The sequence below is a fragment of the Fodinibius sp. GM21 genome (assembly GCF_058386955.1).
The window spans coordinates 411,298-430,413 of the sequence record NZ_JBYEIQ010000002.1; the positions used below are offsets into that span (position 1 = coordinate 411,298).

Below are 19,116 nucleotides of genomic sequence, written 5' to 3' on the forward strand. Positions count from 1 at the left end.
GAATCACATTGCTTCTCAGTTATGCGGTTCTTTACAGAAAATCGGCCCCTTTGCCTTTTTGATATTACTACTAATATCAGCACCTGTACAAGCTCAGCAGGTTGATTCTACTTCGACTTCAAAAATTCTTGAAGGGAAAAATTCATTAGCGCTTACCGAGGCTATAAAAGTGGCGTTGGCAAATAATTCTGAGATTAAGCGTTCTCTTTTTGATTTGAAAATTGCTGATGAGGAGGTAACAAAAGCGTGGAGTTCGGTACTTCCAGATGTGACTGCTACGGCAGGATATACCAGGAACCTGGAGTTGCCGGTTTTCTTTTTTCCACAGAATCCTAATGATCCGAATTCACCTCTACGGGCGATTCCTGTAGGAGAAGATAATAATTGGCAGGGTAATCTATCGGTTGAGCAAACTCTATTTCGAGGAGAAGCTTTTATTGGAATAAGTAGCTCAAAGGTTTTTAAAGAGGCACAGGCCGAAAATCTAAGAGCAACAACCCAACAGATTGTTACACAAACTCGGCTGGCTTACTATAATGTACTGGTAGCCAAAGAACAGTTACGATTGCAACAAGCTACTGTGAATAGACTGAAAGAAAATTTAGAAGAAAACAGGGCGCGTAATAAAGCAGGACTGATTGATGAGTATGGGGTACTACAGGTGGAAGTGCAACTTAAAAATCAGGAACCACAACTGGCTGAAGCCAAGTATGCAGTACAACAGGCTTATCGTGAGTTAAAAGTAGTACTTGGCGTGCCGCTAAGTGTTGAGTTTTCTGTGGAAGGGGACTTGAATGCTTATGATGTTACGGCCCAGAAAGCTTCTGATGAAACCAACAAGAATATTAAGCGGGTTGATAACATGACGCCCTATCAGCTAAGTAAAAAGGCTGATATAGTGGATGTTGCTACGGATTTAAGAGGTGATATCCGGATTATCGAGACCCGCAACCAGCTAAAGGATCGTGAAATAAAGGCTATAAAAAGTCGCTTTTTGCCATCCCTCACTGCTTCCTACAACTTGGGATGGAGAGCAGAAGAACCCGGTACTCCTACATTCTTTGGCAATGACCGGCGTCGTGTGAGAACACAAACATTCGGACTGAATTTATCAATACCCATCTTTCAAGGGTTTGAGCGAACATCGAACCTGGATATTGCACAGATTGAAAAGAAAGATCTGGAAGAACAGAAACGAGCTGCCGTCCGATCGGCTAAAAATGAAATACAGTCAGCTAAAGAATCACTAAACCAAGCGATAGAAACAGCTCCGGTGCGCCAACAGGCATTGGAATTGGCACGACAGGGGTATCAGCGAGCACAAGCCCGGCTTGAGAATGGGTTGGGTTCGCAGCTTGATGTAACGAATGCTGAATTGCAGCTTCGGGAAGCCGAAGCAAATTATGCGCGAATGGTATTCAATTATCTGTCGGCCAAGGCACAATATGATCAGGCCATTGGGATGGTACCATTTGTAGATAACGATAAACCCTCATTAAACGAGTAAAATCAAGTTTTAGAACTGAATATTATGATTAAGCGATTGATTTTAACAGGAATTTCAGGTCTCATTTTGCTTGCTGGGTGTTCTGAAGAGCAGCAAGTAGCGCAAGAAGAATTGGTAAAAACAGTAAATGTTGAAATAAAAGAGATCAAGGAGCAACCTTTTGAACGATACTTGAAACTGGTAGGGACAGTTGAGGCTTCTAATGATGTTCGCATTTCGGCAGAAGTTTCCGGCCAAATTGAGAAATATTTTGTTGAGTCCGGGGATGATGTTCAGCAGGGAGAACCGATCCTGAAGATTGACGATTCACAGCTGGTTCGTGAGCGAGAGCGCTTGGAAGCGGTAACCGCGCAAGCTAAAGAAAATTTTGAGCGACTAAAGCGTTTGTATGAGCAGGATAGTGTTGGCTCTGAAATGGATTATTTAAATGCTAAATATAATTATGAGCAGAACAAAGCATCGCTTGAGGCAGTAAAAGTAAATATCAATAAGACGACCGTTAAGGCACCATTTGATGCTACAGTTGAAGATATCCTACTGGAGCAGGGCGAAATGGCAACGCCCGGAGCAGTGCTGGTTCGGTTGATTGGTAGTAAAAACCTCAAAATTTCGACAGGTGTACCATCATTATATTCTGATGTTGTACAACGAGGAGATATGGCGCAAATATGGTTCGATTTTCAACAGGCTGATACGTTGCAATTGCCTATTACATTTGTGGGCAAAAGTATAAGTCCACAAGCGCGTACCTTTGAAGTTGAGGTGAAATTGCCGCCTGAAGCATCTGATTACAAAGTAGACATGATTGCCAACTTGATGATTCGAACGTTGGAATCAGATGAATCGGTTGTTATTGGAGAAGAATTTGTCTACCAGAACGGTGGACAAGATGTAGTATATGTAGCTTCCGAGGATTCAGCAGGCAAGTCAATTGCTAAAATGAGGCCGGTTCAACTTGGAGCGAGCTACAAGAACGAGGTGGTTGTTGAAAGCGGACTTACGACCGGTGACCAACTGATTACAGTGGGATCATCCTTTTTGCAGGACAGCATGCGAATAACCATCGTTGAATCGCGTGAAAGTAGAATTGCACAAAAGAATTTGTAGAATACATTAAAATGGACAACGAAGAAATTACAAATAGCAGTCTGGCCGGTAATGGAAAAGGAGGCTCAGAGAAACAGAAGGAGTTCTGGCTTTCCTCATTTTCTATCGATAATCGCATCAGTGTACTGGTATTGGTTGTGCTGGTTGCGATTATGGGCATTCAATCATATATCAATATTCCCAAGGAATCATCCCCGGATATAACAATTCCCAACATCATGGTGATTACTACATATCCCGGCGTTTCGCCCGAGGATATGGAGAGCCTGATAACACGTAAGCTCGAAGATGAGTTAAGCGGCATTTCCGATATCAAGGAAATGAATTCTACCAGTGCTGAAGGGTATTCTAATATTAACCTGGAGTTTAATACTGATGTAAATATCGATGATGCTCTTCAAAAGGTGAGGGAAAAAGTAGATTTGGCCAAACCGGAACTTCCTGCAGAAGCTGAAGATCCTGTCATTCAGGAAATTAATTTTTCGGAATTCCCCATCATGCAGGTCAATATCTCCGGGCAGTATGGGTTGGTACAGCTCAAAGAAATTGCCGAAGATTTGCAGGACCAGATTGAGTCCGTGCCCTCTGTATTAGAAGTAAATTTAGCCGGTGGATTGGAACGAGAAGTTAAAGTGGATGTAAATCTGCCCAAGCTTAAATATTATGGACTTAGTTTTGGCGATATTGTCGCTGCAATCCAGCAAGAAAATATAACGGTGCCGGGTGGAAATATTGAGGTGGGCATCAAGAAATTTTTACTGCGCGTGCCGGGGGAATTCGAAACTGTAGCGCCTATCGAAGACATTGTCATTGATGCTCCCGATGACAAGCCCATTTATATCCGTGATGTGGCAGATGTTCAGTTTGGATTTAAAGAACGGGAAACGTATGCCCAGCTTAATGACGACCCGGTAATTTCGCTTTCTGTTGTTAAACGTAGCGGTGAAAATATTCTGGAGACTTCTTCGGCTGTAAAATCTATCCTCGCAGAGGAGATGCCCACATTACCACCGACTACAAATTATGAAATAACATCTGACCAGAGTAAAGATATTAATTCGATGGTTAGCAGCCTCGAAAATAACATTATCTCTGGGTTGCTGTTAGTGATTGGCGTGCTGTTGTTTTTCCTTGGCATTCGAAATGCTTCCTTTGTGGGTATTGCAATTCCGATGTCAATGTTTTTGTCGTTTATCATTATTGCTTCCTTAGGGATGACTATGAACATGATTGTGTTGTTTTCCCTCATCCTTGCACTGGGAATGCTGGTAGATAATGCTATTGTAGTCGTTGAAAATATTTACCGTTATTTGGAAGAGGGGTATGATAACTTTACAGCTGCAAAGAAGGGTACAGCAGAAGTAGCTATCCCAATTATTTCCGGTACACTGACTACCTTGGGTGCTTTTTTCCCCCTGTTATTCTGGCCGGGCATTACGGGAGAGTTTATGGGCTACCTACCGCAGACATTGATCATTACGCTTAGTAGCTCGCTGTTCGTCGCATTAGTTATTAATCCGGTATTATGTGCGCTATTTATGAACCTTGAACAAGAGGACAGCTCTGATCGGCCTAAGATGACGGACAAAGGACGATTATTTATGTTAGGGGCTGCTGCAGTGCTTCTATTAATTGGGTTGATCAACAGTGTGTTGACATGGTCCATGTTAATTGTAGCAGGGTTACTGCTGTGGTTGGCAAATCGTTATATCATGAATCCCATCGGTGAATGGTGGCAGAAAGATGGTCTTCCTAAATTACTGGAGAAGTATGAGTCGACTTTGCGCTGGTCACTCGATCATGGTAAAAGTATTGTGGGAATTGCCGTACTTACCTTGATTTCCAGCTTTATACTTTTCGGCATTTTCAATCCGGGGGTTGAGTACTTCCCGGAAGGCATTCCTCCGGCACGAGCGTACGTTCAGATAGAGGCACCGGTAGGAACAAATGTAGAGTTTACTAAATCTGTGATGGATGAGCTGGAGCAAAAAGTTCCCAACATTCCGAATAATGAGGATGTTGAGTCAGTATTGAGCACAGCCGGTTCGGCCATTACATCGGGCCCTGGTTCAAACCAGGGTAGTTCGTCCCATCTGGGTACCATTGTATTAAACTTTGTAGACTATCAAGAGCGAGAAGGGACATCATTTGGGGCTATGGAGTATGCCCGAAATAATTTTTCCAAAGGTATTGCCGGAGCCGAAATAACCGTTGAAGAGGAGCAGCAGGGTCCTCCTTCGGGGAAACCGATTAATTTGGAGATATCCGGGAAAGAGATGCCGCAGCTGCAACGCATCTCGGAAGAAATATTAACTATCATTGAAAACGACCCGGTATATAGTAAACTTGATGGGTTAGAGACCGATCTCCCCGAGCCGAGTCCGGAAATTCGTGTGAATATCGATCGAGAAAAAGCCGCTGTATATGGACTGTCGACTCAAAGTATTGGAAATACAATTCGCCAGGCTATTAATGGGGTCGAAGCATCACAATATCGTGATGGAAAAGACGAGTATGATATTACGGTACGCCTGGATAAGCAGTTTCGGAATGATTTGAGTGCGCTGCAGGACTTGAATATAGTAGGTGAAGAAGGCCGACAGATCCCATTATCGAGTGTGGCTTCCTGGGGTATTGAGGAAGGTTTGGGAGGCATCAAGCATAAAGACCAGGAGCGAGTGGTTACGGTTATGGCTGATGTACGATCCAGCTACAACGCCAATGCCGTGCTGGAGGAGGTGCAAACTGTGTTGGATGATTATATCAGTAATCAAATGCCAACCGGCTATGACGCGAATTGGACCGGCCAGCAGGAAGATCAGCAGGAGGCTATCGACTTTCTCTCAACTGCGTTCTTGATTGCTCTTTTCCTGATTGCCTTTATTTTGGTGTCTCAATTCAATTCTGTAAGCAAGCCATTTATTGTAATGACTTCGGTGGTTATGTCTACAGCCGGAGTGTTTTTTGGTCTGGTTATCTTCCAGATGCCATTTGTAATTATTATGACCGGTATTGGCGTTATTTCACTGGCTGGAGTAGTCGTAAATAACGCTATTGTTATGATTGATTACATTGATATTCTTCGCAAACGTGATAATATGCCATTGTACGATGCTTTGGTACAGGGTGGGAAAGTACGTTTTCGTCCGGTAGTGCTTACGGCATTGACAACTACTTTGGGATTGGTTCCACTGGCAATTGGATTTAATCTCGATTTTATCACACTCATTAATGCACCCGCCGAGTTTTTTACAAATCTTGGGGAATACTTGTATTGGGGAGGTGAGCAAGCAGCCTGGTGGGCACCAATGGCTATAGCAGTAATCAACGGGCTTATTTTTGCCACCTTCTTGACACTTATTTTAGTACCGGTACTATACTATCTGTTCGAAAAAGGACGGCGAAAAGTGAACTTATTCTTCTATAATGAGCGAAATCCGGGCATCATCGTTAAAGCTCCTGAACCTAATGGAACTTCGAAACGTCACCATGATGCTGCCCCGAAGGTAGAGTCCTAAGTTGTTAAGCTAATAAAAGCCCGGAAGTTAAATCTTCCGGGCTTTTATATTTCTTGCACTGGCTCGGTTTTTGGGATGACCTGCTCTGTAAAAAATTGTATCTTTGCCAATCGAAATTAAATGAAATAAAATTTTTGTCTGACTCGTGATACAACGGATTCAATCGGTACTCCTTTTTTTAGCTTTTCTATTGAATGGAAGTGTTTTTTTTAATGCTTTGTACAGCCATGCTATGCAAGATCCGCAGCAATGGTTGGGAATAAGCTTTGCCGTTATTTTAACCATTGCTTCTCTGGGATCGCTGGGGACGATCTTTCTATACAAAAACCGTGAAAATCACCGAAAGTGGGTAAGTGTATTATTGCTTATTCAAATAGTTGTCATCGGTTTTGCAATTGGTATTTACATCTCGCTGGGCGGCTTCGGGACTTTTTTGTGGGATGAAACCATAGGCGTGGGGCTATTGGTGCTGGCTTTGAGTTCTCAGCTGTATGCTCGCAAAAAAATCAAAGATGATATCGAGTTGGTCAAATCAATGGACCGCATCCGGTAATATAATTTCAATTTTATCTTTGCGATATGGCTGAGGAATATCCAAAAGTAAAAGTGCTGGCAGCCCTGCTGGCCGGATTAACTGCTTTTGGATTTGCTCCCATTCTGGTTCGTTTTGCCTCGGATACTTCTCCATTAGTATTGGTCGTTTATCGCACCGTTTTTGCAGCGGCTATGCTGTTTCCATTTTGGATTTGGCTTCGAAGCAGTGAGCAGCGTGTCGGCAAAGGTAAAGAGCACTTATGGATAGCGTTATCGGGCGTGTGTTTGGGACTACATTTTACCTTCTGGATTTCTTCCCTTTATTATACCTCTGTTGCTTCGGCCTCGGTACTGGTGACCATCCATCCTATCATAATGATATTGGTTGAACGCCTTTGGTTTAAGCGCGGCTTTGCAAAAACGACTTGGATCGGGGTGTTGTTAGCATTTTCCGGGTCGGTATTGCTGGGGATATCTGATAGCCAGATAGAGCAGGATTTTGCCGATCCGTTGTTTGGCAATTTTCTTGCATTAACCGCTGCCATTATTTTTGTGGTTTACCTTCTTATCGGTCAAAAAATCCGCAAAAAACGCGAATGGATTGACTATGTCTTTCCGGTGTATTTTTATGCTGCCGCTGCCTGTGTCTTGGTAGCGATCGTTATGGGTGAAAACCTGCTGGATATTTCTACAATAGGAGTTTGGGCCGGAGCCGGATTGGCTTTTGGTCCACAGATACTGGGGCACGGTTCGATGAATTATGCCGTCAAGTATGTATCGCCCACATTACTGTCGACACTTATTTTGGTAGAACCGCTATTGGCGTCGGTATTGGCTTTTTTCCTGTTTGCAGAGTTACCTCCAATCACATCAATGTTAGCAATGCTTATCATTTTAGCAGGGGTAGGTTTAACATGGCGAAGGACCGCAAAATAGGTCAAGTTTGAAGGGGAGCTGTATCGCATGGTTATAGTATTTATCTTCCGGGATTTCGTCTCTATTATTCAAAGAATTTAGAATAGATTGATTATAACCCTATGATATTAAGATTTTGGACGCTGCTGACTGCAGGCATATTATTTTTTTGTGCGGATGCCTTTGCCCAGACAATTCGCGTGGTTGAAGAGGGATCACAGCGCCCTATCGTGAATGTCTATATTTTTAGTAACGACCGAAATACAATGGTATCCACCGATGATAGTGGAACTGCTCGGATCGATAAATTTTCGACTGACGATACTCTGAACTTTCACCATCCGTCGTATCAAAAGTTAAACCTCACCTTTCGTCAGGTCAAAGAGCAGAATTATCTTGTACAGCTTAAAGCGCAGTCGGTTTTATTGGATGATATATTTGTATCGGCCAGTAGACGTGCCGAAGATCGTTCAAAAATACCACAGCCCATTACCCGGATTGATGAGGAACAGGTTGCCTTTAATAATCCTCAGACATCGGCCGATATACTGAAGTATTCCGGGCAGGTATTTGTTCAAAAAAGTCAGATGGGCGGGGGAAGTCCGATGATGCGTGGGTTTGCGGCCAATTCCGTGTTGCTGGCCGTGGATGGCATTCGAATGAATAATGCGATCTTTCGCAGCGGCAATTTGCAAAATGTAATTTCTGTAGATCCCAATGCTGTGGAAAATACGGAGGTGTTATTTGGACCCGGATCTATTATTTACGGCAGTGATGCTTTGGGTGGTGTGATGAACTTCCAAACTCGTTCTCCCAAGCTCTCTTTTGATGAGGAGGATACCGAGTTAGAAATTAATGTGATGAGTCGGTTCAGTTCAGCAAATGATGAAGGTACGATTCATGCTGATGCATCAGTCGGATTAAAAAAGTGGGGAACTACAACGAGTGTTACGTACAGCAGTTTTGATGATCTGCGTTCGGGTGGAAATTTTTATGAAGAGTTCCCCGACTTTGGAAAACGCGAAGAATATGTAATTCGCAGAGATGGTTTTGATGCGGTTATACCTAATGAGGATGTAACGCTGCAGCGATTTTCGGGATATCAGCAACTAAATCTGATGCAAAAAATCCGGTACAAACCTCATACAAATTGGGATCTTTCCTATGGGTTTCATTATGCAACGTCATCTGACATACCTCGATATGACCGGCTTATTGAGCGTGAAAATGGAGATAGGGGACAGCTGGGGAATGCGGAATGGTATTATGGTCCACAAATTTGGATGATGAACAACCTAAAAGCCGATTATTTTAATTCAACTGATTGGTTTGATAATCTAACAGCAACATTTTCTCATCAGTGGTTTCAGGAGAGCCGCAATGATCGTGATTTTCAGGATGATTGGCTGCGAAATCGCGAAGAGAATGTAAATGTGTATATCGCCCAATTCGACTTTGACAAGCACTTTGATAGTGGCAAGGAACTGTATTATGGCATTGAAGGTATTTATAACTACGTGGGATCCAATGCCAAATCAACGAATATTACAACGGGAGATACACGCAATGTGGCAACACGATATCCGGACCAGGGAAGCAACTATACACAGATGGCAGCATATGCCAAATACGAACAGGAGATTACATCCAATTTTACAGCGATAGTGGGAACGCGATATAGCCACATTTTGCTGGATGCTCAGTTCAGCAACGCTTTCTATGATTTTATTTTTCAAGAAATCACCCTTACCACCGGCGCTATTAGCGGTAATTTGGGTTTTACTTATCGACCTGCTGCAAAATGGCAGCTAAATCTTAATGCGTCAACTGGTTTTCGAGCGCCTAACATTGACGATGTTGCCAAAGTTTTTGATTCAGAGCCGGGTACGGTTATCGTTCCTAACGGTGATCTGGGATCAGAATACACGTACAATCTGGATTTTGCCGTCATTAAAAACTTTAGCGACATCGCCCGTTTGGAAGTAAATACTTTTTACACATGGCTTAGGGATGCCATGGTGCGGCGCGATTTTGGAGATTCTTTTGGACAGGATTCTATCATCTATGATGGGACAATGAGTAATGTAGAAGCGGTTGTGAACGCTGGAAAGGCCTACATCTATGGTGTTAGTGGTAGTTTTTCGGTGGATATGGGATCGGGTTTAACGTTTGATTCACAGCTCACATATACTGAGGGCAACGATAAATCAAATAATGAGCCATTGCGACACGTAGCACCTTTATTTGGTATGGCATCTGTTAAATATCGAAATAACAGAATTTCTTTGGAAGCATTCACCGAATTTAATGCGAAGAAACCAATCTCCGATTTTTCACCATCGGAGCGCAATAAGCCTCACCTTTATGCTCCGGAAGGCACGCCAGCCTGGGCTACGCTTAATCTTAGAACATCGTATGAGCTTACAGAAGAAATAACATTGAATGTGAGTATGGAAAATATATTTGATAAGCATTATCGTCCCTATTCATCAGGTATAAGCGCTCCGGGCAGAAATGTTATTGTAGCACTGCGTGGGCAATTTTGATAGGCATTTCGGCTAATTTACGACTATAGAGTATAAACGGCACTTGCTAAAGATTGGTTAATGAACATTAGAAATTCTTTGAAATAACCGATTTTTCAAGAATTTTGGGTATTTTGACTTACTGAAAATAAATCTACGTTGGTAAAATATTTGCATATAAGATTCATCTGGCGTTAACCAATTGATGTATTATGCAAAATAAGACTTTAGTTCCATTTAAAATACGTAATACAATTGCAGGGGTCTTATCAGTATTGTTTATTAGTACAGGGTGTATAAACACCGACGACATTAATCAATTTGATGAGGAACCCAAGCCCGAGGGACTAAACGTAACGGTGACCGAACCCATTGACCGTGATTATCCCGATATAAAGCAGGATGGGACGATTAAAATGATAACCCGGTATAGCTCCAACACCTATTTTCTGCATCAGGGCATTGAATGGGGGTTTGAATATGAACTCGTACGGCAGTTTGCTCAGGAGCATGACCTTGCTTTAGAAGTTGTGGTTGTCGGTCCCAATGAAAACCCCTATGACTTACTTAATAGCGGGAGGGGAGATTTAATAGCTGCTAATTATACAGCTACTCAAGAGCGAAAGCAGTACGTCAGATTCACACGTCCCTATAACTTGGTTGACCAAGTACTTGTTTTTTCGGATGAAGTGGATGGGCCGCCGCAAACGATAAAGAAAGTGGCAGAGCAAGAAATTCCTATCACTGTGCGTCGGAACAGCTCGTATTATTATCGATTGCAAAATTTAAAAGATCGAGGAATTAACCTGGTGATGAATCAGGTGCCGAACACTAAAGATACCGAGTCCCTTCTGTTTGAGATATCGAATAATAAGCATCCCGCCACGGTGGCAGATGATAACATTTTTAGTGCTTCTAACAGGTATATGCAGGGATTGGTAAAGGGGCCAACGATTGCTGAAAATGATACGATTGCATGGGCAATTCGCAAAAATGCGACTGATCTTGAAACGGAGCTAAATCGATTTTTATATAAACATTTTCGATTTGGCAAAATGGGAGAAGAACCCAAGCGGTCGACCTTTTTAAATGTTTTGCGGAAACGATATTTCGAATCAGGACAACAAATTGCAGAATACTATAACCCGGAAATGTCGAGCAGGAAGTCGGGCATTATTTCTCCTTATGATGATGTGATTAAGGAGGTCGCCGATTCTGCCGGTGTCGACTGGCTGTTGGTAGCTTCTATTGCAGCGCAGGAAACAAAATTTAATCCCAACTCTAAGAGTTGGGCTGGTGCAGTTGGATTGATGCAGGTTATGCCGCGATTTTCAGAGGTTTCAAATGAAAAGGAACTCTATGATATAGAAACGAATATTAGAGAGGGGGTACGTATTATTAAAAAGCACCTCAATCATTATTCATACATGGATAGTACCAATAAGTGGTCTTTTGCTCTTGCCACATATAATGCGGGTCCCGGTCATATTGCTGATGCCCGCCGGTTGGCGATTGATCAGAACAAAAATCCCAACGAATGGAAAAATGTTGAGGATGCCCTTCTTAAACTAATGCACCGAAAGTATTACAAAGATGCTCGCTATGGCTTTACAAGGGGTATAGAAACGGTGCGCTATGTCAAAGAAATTAAAAACAGATATAATACCTACGAAAGTATTTTGACTATGTCCCAAGGTAACAAAGAAGATGTTGGACTTGGGGTAATGGGGTTATTTAATTAACCTTAATAATGATGATGGTGACATCATCATACTGAATATCTTTTGAGTAGTTCTTAACGTCATTAATTATTGCCTCCTGAAGTTTGGCGGAAGACAAATCACGGTTTCGTTTGATACAATCGAATAATCGCTCCTCCCCATACTCTTCAGTTTCACTTTTGTTCTTAGCTTCTGTTACGCCATCCGTATAAAAAACCAGGAGATCGCCTTGTGAAAGCGTGATCGTTTGCTCTTGATAAGGCGTCATCGTAGACATTGCTCCCAAAATTAGCCCTCCTTCCGAGAGCTCTTCAAATTCATCCTTTTCTGATCTAAGCAAAGCCGGCGGATTATGCCCGGCATTGACAAATTGGAACTGGTAATTACGGGGATTGAAAATGCCCCAGAAGAAGGTGATAAACTTATCACTGGGTGTATTTTCATAGATAATTTCATTGATTTGCCCGGTAGCTTCCGCAAGAGAGATATCAACGGGAAGCAATACATGTAACATCGCTTGGAGGTTTGCCATCAGCAGAGCGGCCGGCATTCCTTTACCGGTGACATCACCGATAGCAAAGAGGAGCCTGTCTTCCGGTGCTTCTAAAATATCAAAATAATCTCCTCCCACCTGATATGAAGAGATATTACTTGCAGCGATATCGAGTTCATCACTCTGTGGAATCGGGTCGGGAAGCAGTCCTTTTTGAATTCCTTTTGCAATGTTGAGCTCTTCCTCTATCCGTTCTTTTTCAATCCGTTCCTCGAGCAGGTAGGTTTTTTGGATAGAAAGAACAGCAAGATTCCCAAGTGACTGCAGAAAATTATAGTCAGAGTTACTGTATGCTTCTTCGTTAGCTCGTGCCCCTACCCCAACCAAGGCAACGCGTTCACTTTGAAATTGAAGCCCGATAACTGCTTTGATTTCATTTTCTTCCAGAAATGGAATTTCTTTTTCCAAAGTGTTATCCACTTCCGTAAGGTCATCATCAAGAGAAAATAACTTGTCCATCCCTTCATCAGACAGAGCTCCATTAATGCCACTGGTAGCCATCATTTTTCGCTCCCCTTCATGTTCAAGCACAAAAAAGAATTTCCGAATGAGCATCTGACCCAGCATCGCAAACTTGAAAATGCGAATAATCTCTTCGCGGTCAACCAGTATGTTAAAATCCTTGCTGAGATCAAACAGGGTATTCAGCTCATATACTTTTCGATCCAGCATTCGATTGATACGTCGCAGCTCGGTAAACATTCTGGAGTTGGCGATTGCTACCGAAGATATTATGGAAAGGCTTTCCACAAACTCAACCTCGTGCTGACTGAGTGGTTGTTTATTGCCCTTGGAACCAAGGCATAAAAACCCAATATGATCGTTGCTGGTTTGTAGATTGAAAAACGTACAGTGTTGGTCACCTTCAATGAGATCGGGCATCTCAAAATCATCAACACCACACTGTATCACTGATTGTTCTTCAATATTTTCATCCCAGTCAAAAGAGATAGTTTGGCCTTCCTTGGGACAATTGCGGCCTTTTGATTTAGAAATAATATAATTGTCGGATCCCGGTTGATACAACAAAATCATGCCCCTGCTCACCATCAGCTTACCCATCGTGATGAGCAAAAGATTGTTGAGAACAAAATCCATGTCTTGAGACTCAATAAGCATTCGTGAGGTCTCAAGCAGAGTTTTCAGCTCGAATCTGGAATGCCCTGCATCTTGTTTGTTGGAAGAGCTGCTCAAGGTCTTATTTGGTTTTAGTCATCCTAATTTCGTTCACTGATCCCTCAGTGTGGTACTCCACATCATCCATAAGTTTTCTAATGAGATAAACCCCGACACCGCCTCGCTTTTTTTGCTTTATTTTCTGTCGTACATCCGGTTTTGAGTATTTATTGGGATCGAAGGCATCACCGGTATCGAGTAATGAAACCCAGAAAATATTGTCGTTGTATCCAAGCTCAATGTCTACCGTTTTTTTATCATTGTGCTTATAAGCGTGCTTAATAATATTGGTATAGGCTTCATCGACAGCAAGAGTGATGTCGGCAACGTCTTGTTTGGTAAATCCAAACTCCTTGGCGTGTTTAGCAACAAAATTCCGTACCTGAGCCAAGTGCTCGGTAGAAGCCTGTACAGAAATACTATATGTAGAAGATTTTGCCAAGGTAATTATGATTCAGCTTCGTCGGTTTCAAACTTTTTGATAGCGTCTGCTTCGTCATCCAAGATGTCGTAGAGCGAGGGAAATCCTAAGAGGTCAAACACATTATATACCTTAGAATTCATGTTCGTAAGCTTAATGTCGCCACCCAGCGAACGAACATCCTCGATGTATGCCATAAAGACTCCCAGGCCGGCACTTGCGATATAGTCTAATTGCTTGCAATTAACAATTATTTGATGTTTATCCTGATCAATTAGCTTTTTAAGAGAATCCTCTAACTGAGAGGCCGTATGAGCATCCAGCTCACCGCAAAGCTCCAAAACATCATAGGACTGAACTTCTCTGTGATTAATTTTAAAATTTTTCATTACTGCGGATTTGTTGTTAGAAAACTATTCCCTAATAGAAAGAACGACTAAACATAAAAAATTTTACGAACATGGTACGCAAAAATGAGTAAATGCCTAAATTTATTTGGAGTGTTATAAGCCGGCATTCAACATATTTGTATTGCGTAAGGCTTACGGATAGAAGAGAAAAATGATTCAAAAAAATAAGGCCTCACGAGTATCAGTCGTGAGACCCTGACTATTCATCAAGAGAGACGCTACTTGAGCGCATTTAAATATACGGTAATTTCAATGGTTTCTACAAATATTTTGGTTAAATATTATTGCTGATACCCTCTTTACTTTATTTAGGGATCTATATTTTAGTAGGTTTATGGGAGCCAATACTTTTCAGAAATTTACAGGTGTTATCGATAACACGGTCAACAGATTTTGAGAGCAATGAGCTACAGATTACGTGGTTGTTAGCCTTGGGAAAGTTCGAAATATGAAGAAAATCTGTGCGAGTAGCTAAGTTTTGGATCATTTTTTTAATGGCAGGCACGGAGACGACAGTGTCTTGTTCGTTTTTATTTTTGTAATAATAGCCAACAAAAGTCGGATGGGATACTTTTTTGAAAAGGGCATCCGTCATATTTCTTTCAACAAAGGCTCCCAGCTCCAGAGCACCTGCAAGGGCATAGCGCTTATTCCAAATCTTGTCTTCTGCGAAGGTCGAATTTTTTGTTGTGATGAGATGTCTTTTGCCGGGTATTGTTGCTAAAAATTTTCGGCTTACTTTATTTGTCAAAAGTTTAGCACTTATTCCATAGAAATCAATCAAAGGGGAATATAAAATAAGGGAGGCGATGTCATTTTGATATTCTGGCTTTGAACTCAGGTAAAGAGCGAGCGAACCTCCGGTTGAGGTACCCATCAAAATAACCTTTTTGCCGATACGCCTGCCTATTTGAAAAGCAAAACGCGCAGAATGGAGCATCTTTTCCTCGGTAAGTTCTAGCAGTGGATACTCACTTTTGATGCCGTGCTCTTCCATGCGGCTTAAATAAAGATTGCATTCAAATGTTTCAGCAACGGTTTTGTGGACGGGATCTCCTTCGGGATGAGAGGCACGAAATCCATGAAGGTATACAATAGCATATTCTGTTTTTCTTGGTTCTTCTGAATTCCAGACTATTTGTGCTTTTGTACCTTCTTTTAAATCAAATTGGGATTCCTGATTCTCTAGATAATTATCCAATTTGTGGAGATCTGTAGGAATTTCGGATAATCTGTTCTCCATTACTGCAGTTACTTAGTTGGTTATTCGATCAGCGTCGAAAAATAAGAAAAGCACCGCAGATTTAACTACGATGCTTTTCTGAAATAGAATAAAGATGGTAATTACTCTTCTGTTTTCATGGTATCTGCTTCAGCAGTATGTGATTCTTGCTCATCCATAGCCATCGAAATCCATGATTGTTCGTTGTGGTTACGCATTAATTTATCCTGAAGTTTTTCGGCCATATCTTTTGTGGCAACTCGTCCCAAGCGTACGCGAAACCAGACATTACCGGTTTCTTCGTTACCCATTTTGACGACATACGCATTTTCGTAGCCTCGATCTACCCATTTCTGAATTTGGCCTTCGGCTTTTTCTTCTGATCGCCATGCCTCAACCTGAACAGCAAACGCCCCGTTACTGTCATATTCAATTCTATTACGCGCTCGTTCTCTTTTGGCAGCTTCAATGCTGTCTTGGCGAGCCTGCTGGATACTATCCTGACGCTGCTGTTCAAGACGCTGTTGCTTAACACGTTCCAAGGAATCTTGGCGGGCTTGTTCTCTTTGTTGTATTTCTTCTTCACTTGGTCCGCAGGCCTGTAACAAACTGATTGCCATTGCCGAAGTTATGAGGAAAATAACTACTCGTTTCATAAGCCTTATGTTGTTAATGTGTTGGGATGAATTGTTTTAACTCTTCTGTCTTAATTTTACTTAAAAAAAGGATTGGTACAAAACTAATTAAATAAAAAGATCATTTTAAGTCTTTGCGGGTAATAACGGAAGTCTGAAGAGGGTAATAATTTAAGGTTAAGGGTTGCTATCAAGCATGTTTCTATTTAGATTTGATCTAAATTTTTCACTTCTCAGAGAAGGATAAGCGCTATTATAGGCACAAATACAAATAGTAAGTCGCCCCCGTGGTATCTAATGCTTATTGCAGGGGTTATTGCTGCAGGTGTTTTATTACCCCTCGTTTATTTGTTGATCAGGGCTTTTGATGCGTCTCCGGAGATGCTTAACAATGTTGTTTTTCGGATGCGTAACCTGTATCTGCTTGGCAATACCTTGTTGTTAACAATGGGGGTTCTGCTGTTAGATATTTTCATTGCGTTGCCGTTGGCCTATTTGTCAGTAAGGGTTAGAGTTAAGGCTCGCAGATTTATAACCCTACTGGGAGTGCTACCCCTTGCAATTCCCGGTTATGTAATGGCCTATGCTTTATTGGGACTCGGTGGATATAACGGAACCTTTCAGGCTTGGTTTGGGTGGACAATTCCACGAATCAACGGGTTTTCCGGATCGCTCATTGTGTTGACACTTTGCACTTTTCCATACCTGTATTTGAACCTTCGTACAGCTCTTGCGGGCATGGATCGCTCCACCGAAGAGGTATCACGGTCGTTGGGGCATGATGCTAAATCAACATTCTTAAAAGTAATATTGCCTCAACTAAGACCAGCGCTACTGGCGGGATCACTGTTGGTAAGCTTGCACGTAATTGGTGACTTTGGAACGGTTTCGCTGATGCGATTCGAGACTTTTAGTTACGCTTTGTACTTACAATACATTGCTGCTTATGATCGCATTTATGCTGCTTGGCTGGCGCTTATGCTCTTGGCGTTAACGACCGGTGCATTAGTGTTAGAATATAAATTGCTTAAAAAGGCCATTTTCCACCGGCTGGGACGCGGCGTTTCTAAAGCCAAAAACTATTTAGAGCTGGGGCCTTGGGCAGTCCCCGCCTATACCTTTGTGTCTATATTATTTTTAGTAGCTATCGTTTTACCGGTTTCGTCTATAGTTTTTTGGCTCAACCAAACAGCTTTTGCTTCTGTAGCCGGTAATTTATACGAGGCCTTTTTAAACTCCGTCCAGGCGTCGGCTCCTGCAGCAGTTCTTACAACCTTAATGGCTTTGCCATTGGCGTATATAGGAGTTCGATATAAAACAAAGTTGAGTAATCCCATTGAGCGAGTAGCTTATTTGGGATATGCAACACCGCCGCTGGCATTTGCACTGGCTTTTGTGTTTTTCTCCCTTCAAGTTTCTACGGTACTATATCAGTCACTATTATTATTGGTGATTGCTTACTCTCTGCACTTTTTGGCAGAAGGCATTGGCCCGGTACGCAGTGCATTATATCAAGCTCCAGAAGATCTTGAGGAGGCGGCTCAATCATTGGGATACTCGTCTTTAAAATCTTTTTTGAAAGTGACTTTGCCGTTGTTGAGGGGTGGAATTATTGCGTCGGCATCTTTGGTTTTTTTATCTGCAATGAAAGAGTTATCCATAACGTTTTTATTATCACCAATAGGCTTTGATACGTTGGCGTTGAACGTGTGGTCGTATACGGGAGAAGCAATGTTTGCAGAAGCCGCTCCCTTTGCACTGTTAATTTTGTTATTTTCATCCCTGTTTGTGGGATTTTTATTCTCTAAGGAGTTGAAGAAATAATGAGTGATTTACTTACCGTAAAAAAGTTAACTAAGTCCTTTGATGAAAATGGCCCAGTTGTAGACAGGCTGGATTTTGAAGTCAGGGAGCATGAAATATTTGCACTTTTGGGGCCAAGCGGATGTGGTAAAACAACCTGCCTGAGGCTTATTTCTGGATTTGAGCATGCTGATGAAGGAGAAGTTTATTTGGACGGAACCTTGCTGGAATCTCCTCAAAACCACGTAGCTCCGCAAGATCGAGGAATAGGATTTGTTTTTCAGGATTATGCCCTGTTTCCCCACCTCTCGGTACTCGAAAATGTAGCCTTTGGGCTTACGGACATCCCCAAGCACAAACGTCTTGTGTATGCCGAGGAGGTATTATGCCGGACGGGAATGGGCGATTATAAAGATCGCAATCCCAGTGAGCTTTCGGGTGGACAGCAGCAGCGCGTGGCACTGGCACGGGCGATAGCTCCCAAACCAAAGCTGGTTCTGTTGGATGAGCCGTTTTCCAACCTAGATGCAATGTTGCGCGATTCTATGCGTAAAGAAGTGCGGGAAGTGCTTAAGAAGGCAGGCATGAGTGCCTTGCTTGTTACCCATGATCAGGAGGAGGCTCTTTCATTTGCCGATCGTATTGCGGTGATGAACGACGGAAAAATTGAGCAGATTGGCACCCCCGAACAGGTCTACTATAATCCCAAGACAAAGTTTGTAGCACAGTTCCTCGGTAGAACTAATCTATTTCATGCTGATGCGGATGGCGGATCGCAAGTGGCCACTAAGCTGGGACCCATGAGTTTGAATTGTAATGCCTGTGGACGTGTGCTGTGTTCTATTCGTCCCGAGCATTTGACGTTAGAGAAGCCAACCAATCAGAAGCCAGAAAATGTAGGCACGGTGTTGGGACGTGAGTTTAAAGGGCACGATATTACCTATCACGTGCAGCTTGGGGAACAGAAATACCTGGTGCATACGGATAATCGCGTGCTTTTCGAACCAAACGATGCTGTGGTTATCAAACCGCTCGAATCTGCAGTGATTTTGGATGAATCCGATTAAAT

Annotated in this window: 14 protein-coding genes; 9 read left to right on the plus strand and 5 right to left on the minus strand. The window is 42.4% G+C overall.

Annotation, left to right across the window (positions count from 1 at the left end):
* Positions 1-58: 58 nt before the first annotated feature.
* From ACT3IB_RS05715 to ACT3IB_RS05745, 7 genes are all read left to right on the plus strand, one after another.
* Positions 59-1,507, plus strand: a complete 1,449-nt coding sequence (locus tag ACT3IB_RS05715) for a TolC family protein (protein ID WP_491538047.1) — start codon at positions 59-61, stop codon at positions 1,505-1,507.
* A 24-nt stretch (positions 1,508-1,531) separates the two neighbouring features.
* Positions 1,532-2,614, plus strand: a complete 1,083-nt coding sequence (locus ACT3IB_RS05720; RefSeq protein ID WP_491538048.1) for an efflux RND transporter periplasmic adaptor subunit — start codon at positions 1,532-1,534, stop codon at positions 2,612-2,614.
* 11 nt (positions 2,615-2,625) lie between these two features.
* Positions 2,626-6,132: an efflux RND transporter permease subunit gene (locus ACT3IB_RS05725; protein WP_491538049.1), complete on the plus strand. Its 3,507-nt coding sequence runs from the start codon at positions 2,626-2,628 to the stop codon at positions 6,130-6,132.
* A gap of 145 nt (positions 6,133-6,277) precedes the next feature.
* Complete coding sequence (locus ACT3IB_RS05730) at positions 6,278-6,685, plus strand: DUF4293 family protein (protein WP_491538050.1); 408 nt, start codon at positions 6,278-6,280, stop codon at positions 6,683-6,685.
* 26 nt (positions 6,686-6,711) lie between these two features.
* The gene (locus tag ACT3IB_RS05735) at positions 6,712-7,602 is read left to right on the plus strand and encodes a DMT family transporter (protein ID WP_491538051.1); all 891 of its coding nucleotides are present in this window, start codon (positions 6,712-6,714) and stop codon (positions 7,600-7,602) included.
* Positions 7,603-7,703: 101 nt separating this feature from the next.
* Complete coding sequence (locus ACT3IB_RS05740) at positions 7,704-10,127, plus strand: TonB-dependent receptor plug domain-containing protein (RefSeq protein ID WP_491538052.1); 2,424 nt, start codon at positions 7,704-7,706, stop codon at positions 10,125-10,127.
* A gap of 191 nt (positions 10,128-10,318) precedes the next feature.
* A complete protein-coding gene (locus ACT3IB_RS05745) occupies positions 10,319-11,848 on the plus strand; it encodes an MltF family protein (RefSeq protein ID WP_491538053.1) in 1,530 nt (509 codons plus the stop codon).
* Here ACT3IB_RS05745 and ACT3IB_RS05750 read toward each other — a convergent pair.
* The 5 genes from ACT3IB_RS05750 to ACT3IB_RS05770 all read right to left on the minus strand — a co-directional run bounded on the left by ACT3IB_RS05750 (position 11,841) and on the right by ACT3IB_RS05770 (position 16,265).
* Positions 11,841-13,574, minus strand: coding sequence for a SpoIIE family protein phosphatase (locus tag ACT3IB_RS05750; protein ID WP_491538054.1), 1,734 nt, complete (start codon positions 13,572-13,574; stop codon positions 11,841-11,843). The genes ACT3IB_RS05745 and ACT3IB_RS05750 overlap by 8 nt on opposite strands.
* 4 nt (positions 13,575-13,578) lie before the next feature.
* The gene (locus ACT3IB_RS05755) at positions 13,579-13,998 is read right to left on the minus strand and encodes an ATP-binding protein (RefSeq protein WP_491538055.1); all 420 of its coding nucleotides are present in this window, start codon (positions 13,996-13,998) and stop codon (positions 13,579-13,581) included.
* Between the two features lie 5 nt (positions 13,999-14,003).
* Complete coding sequence (locus ACT3IB_RS05760) at positions 14,004-14,366, minus strand: STAS domain-containing protein (protein WP_491538056.1); 363 nt, start codon at positions 14,364-14,366, stop codon at positions 14,004-14,006.
* A 337-nt stretch (positions 14,367-14,703) separates the two neighbouring features.
* Positions 14,704-15,630: an alpha/beta hydrolase gene (locus ACT3IB_RS05765; protein ID WP_491538057.1), complete on the minus strand. Its 927-nt coding sequence runs from the start codon at positions 15,628-15,630 to the stop codon at positions 14,704-14,706.
* A 101-nt stretch (positions 15,631-15,731) separates the two neighbouring features.
* The gene (locus ACT3IB_RS05770) at positions 15,732-16,265 is read right to left on the minus strand and encodes an SPOR domain-containing protein (RefSeq protein WP_491538058.1); all 534 of its coding nucleotides are present in this window, start codon (positions 16,263-16,265) and stop codon (positions 15,732-15,734) included.
* Positions 16,266-16,541: 276 nt separating this feature from the next.
* Between ACT3IB_RS05770 and ACT3IB_RS05775 the strand changes: the two genes are divergently transcribed.
* Positions 16,542-18,068, plus strand: a complete 1,527-nt coding sequence (locus ACT3IB_RS05775; RefSeq protein ID WP_491538059.1) for an ABC transporter permease — start codon at positions 16,542-16,544, stop codon at positions 18,066-18,068.
* The gene (locus ACT3IB_RS05780; protein ID WP_491538060.1) at positions 18,068-19,114 is read left to right on the plus strand and encodes an ABC transporter ATP-binding protein; all 1,047 of its coding nucleotides are present in this window, start codon (positions 18,068-18,070) and stop codon (positions 19,112-19,114) included. Before ACT3IB_RS05775 ends, ACT3IB_RS05780 begins: the two co-directional genes overlap by 1 nt.
* Positions 19,115-19,116: the final 2 nt, after the last annotated feature.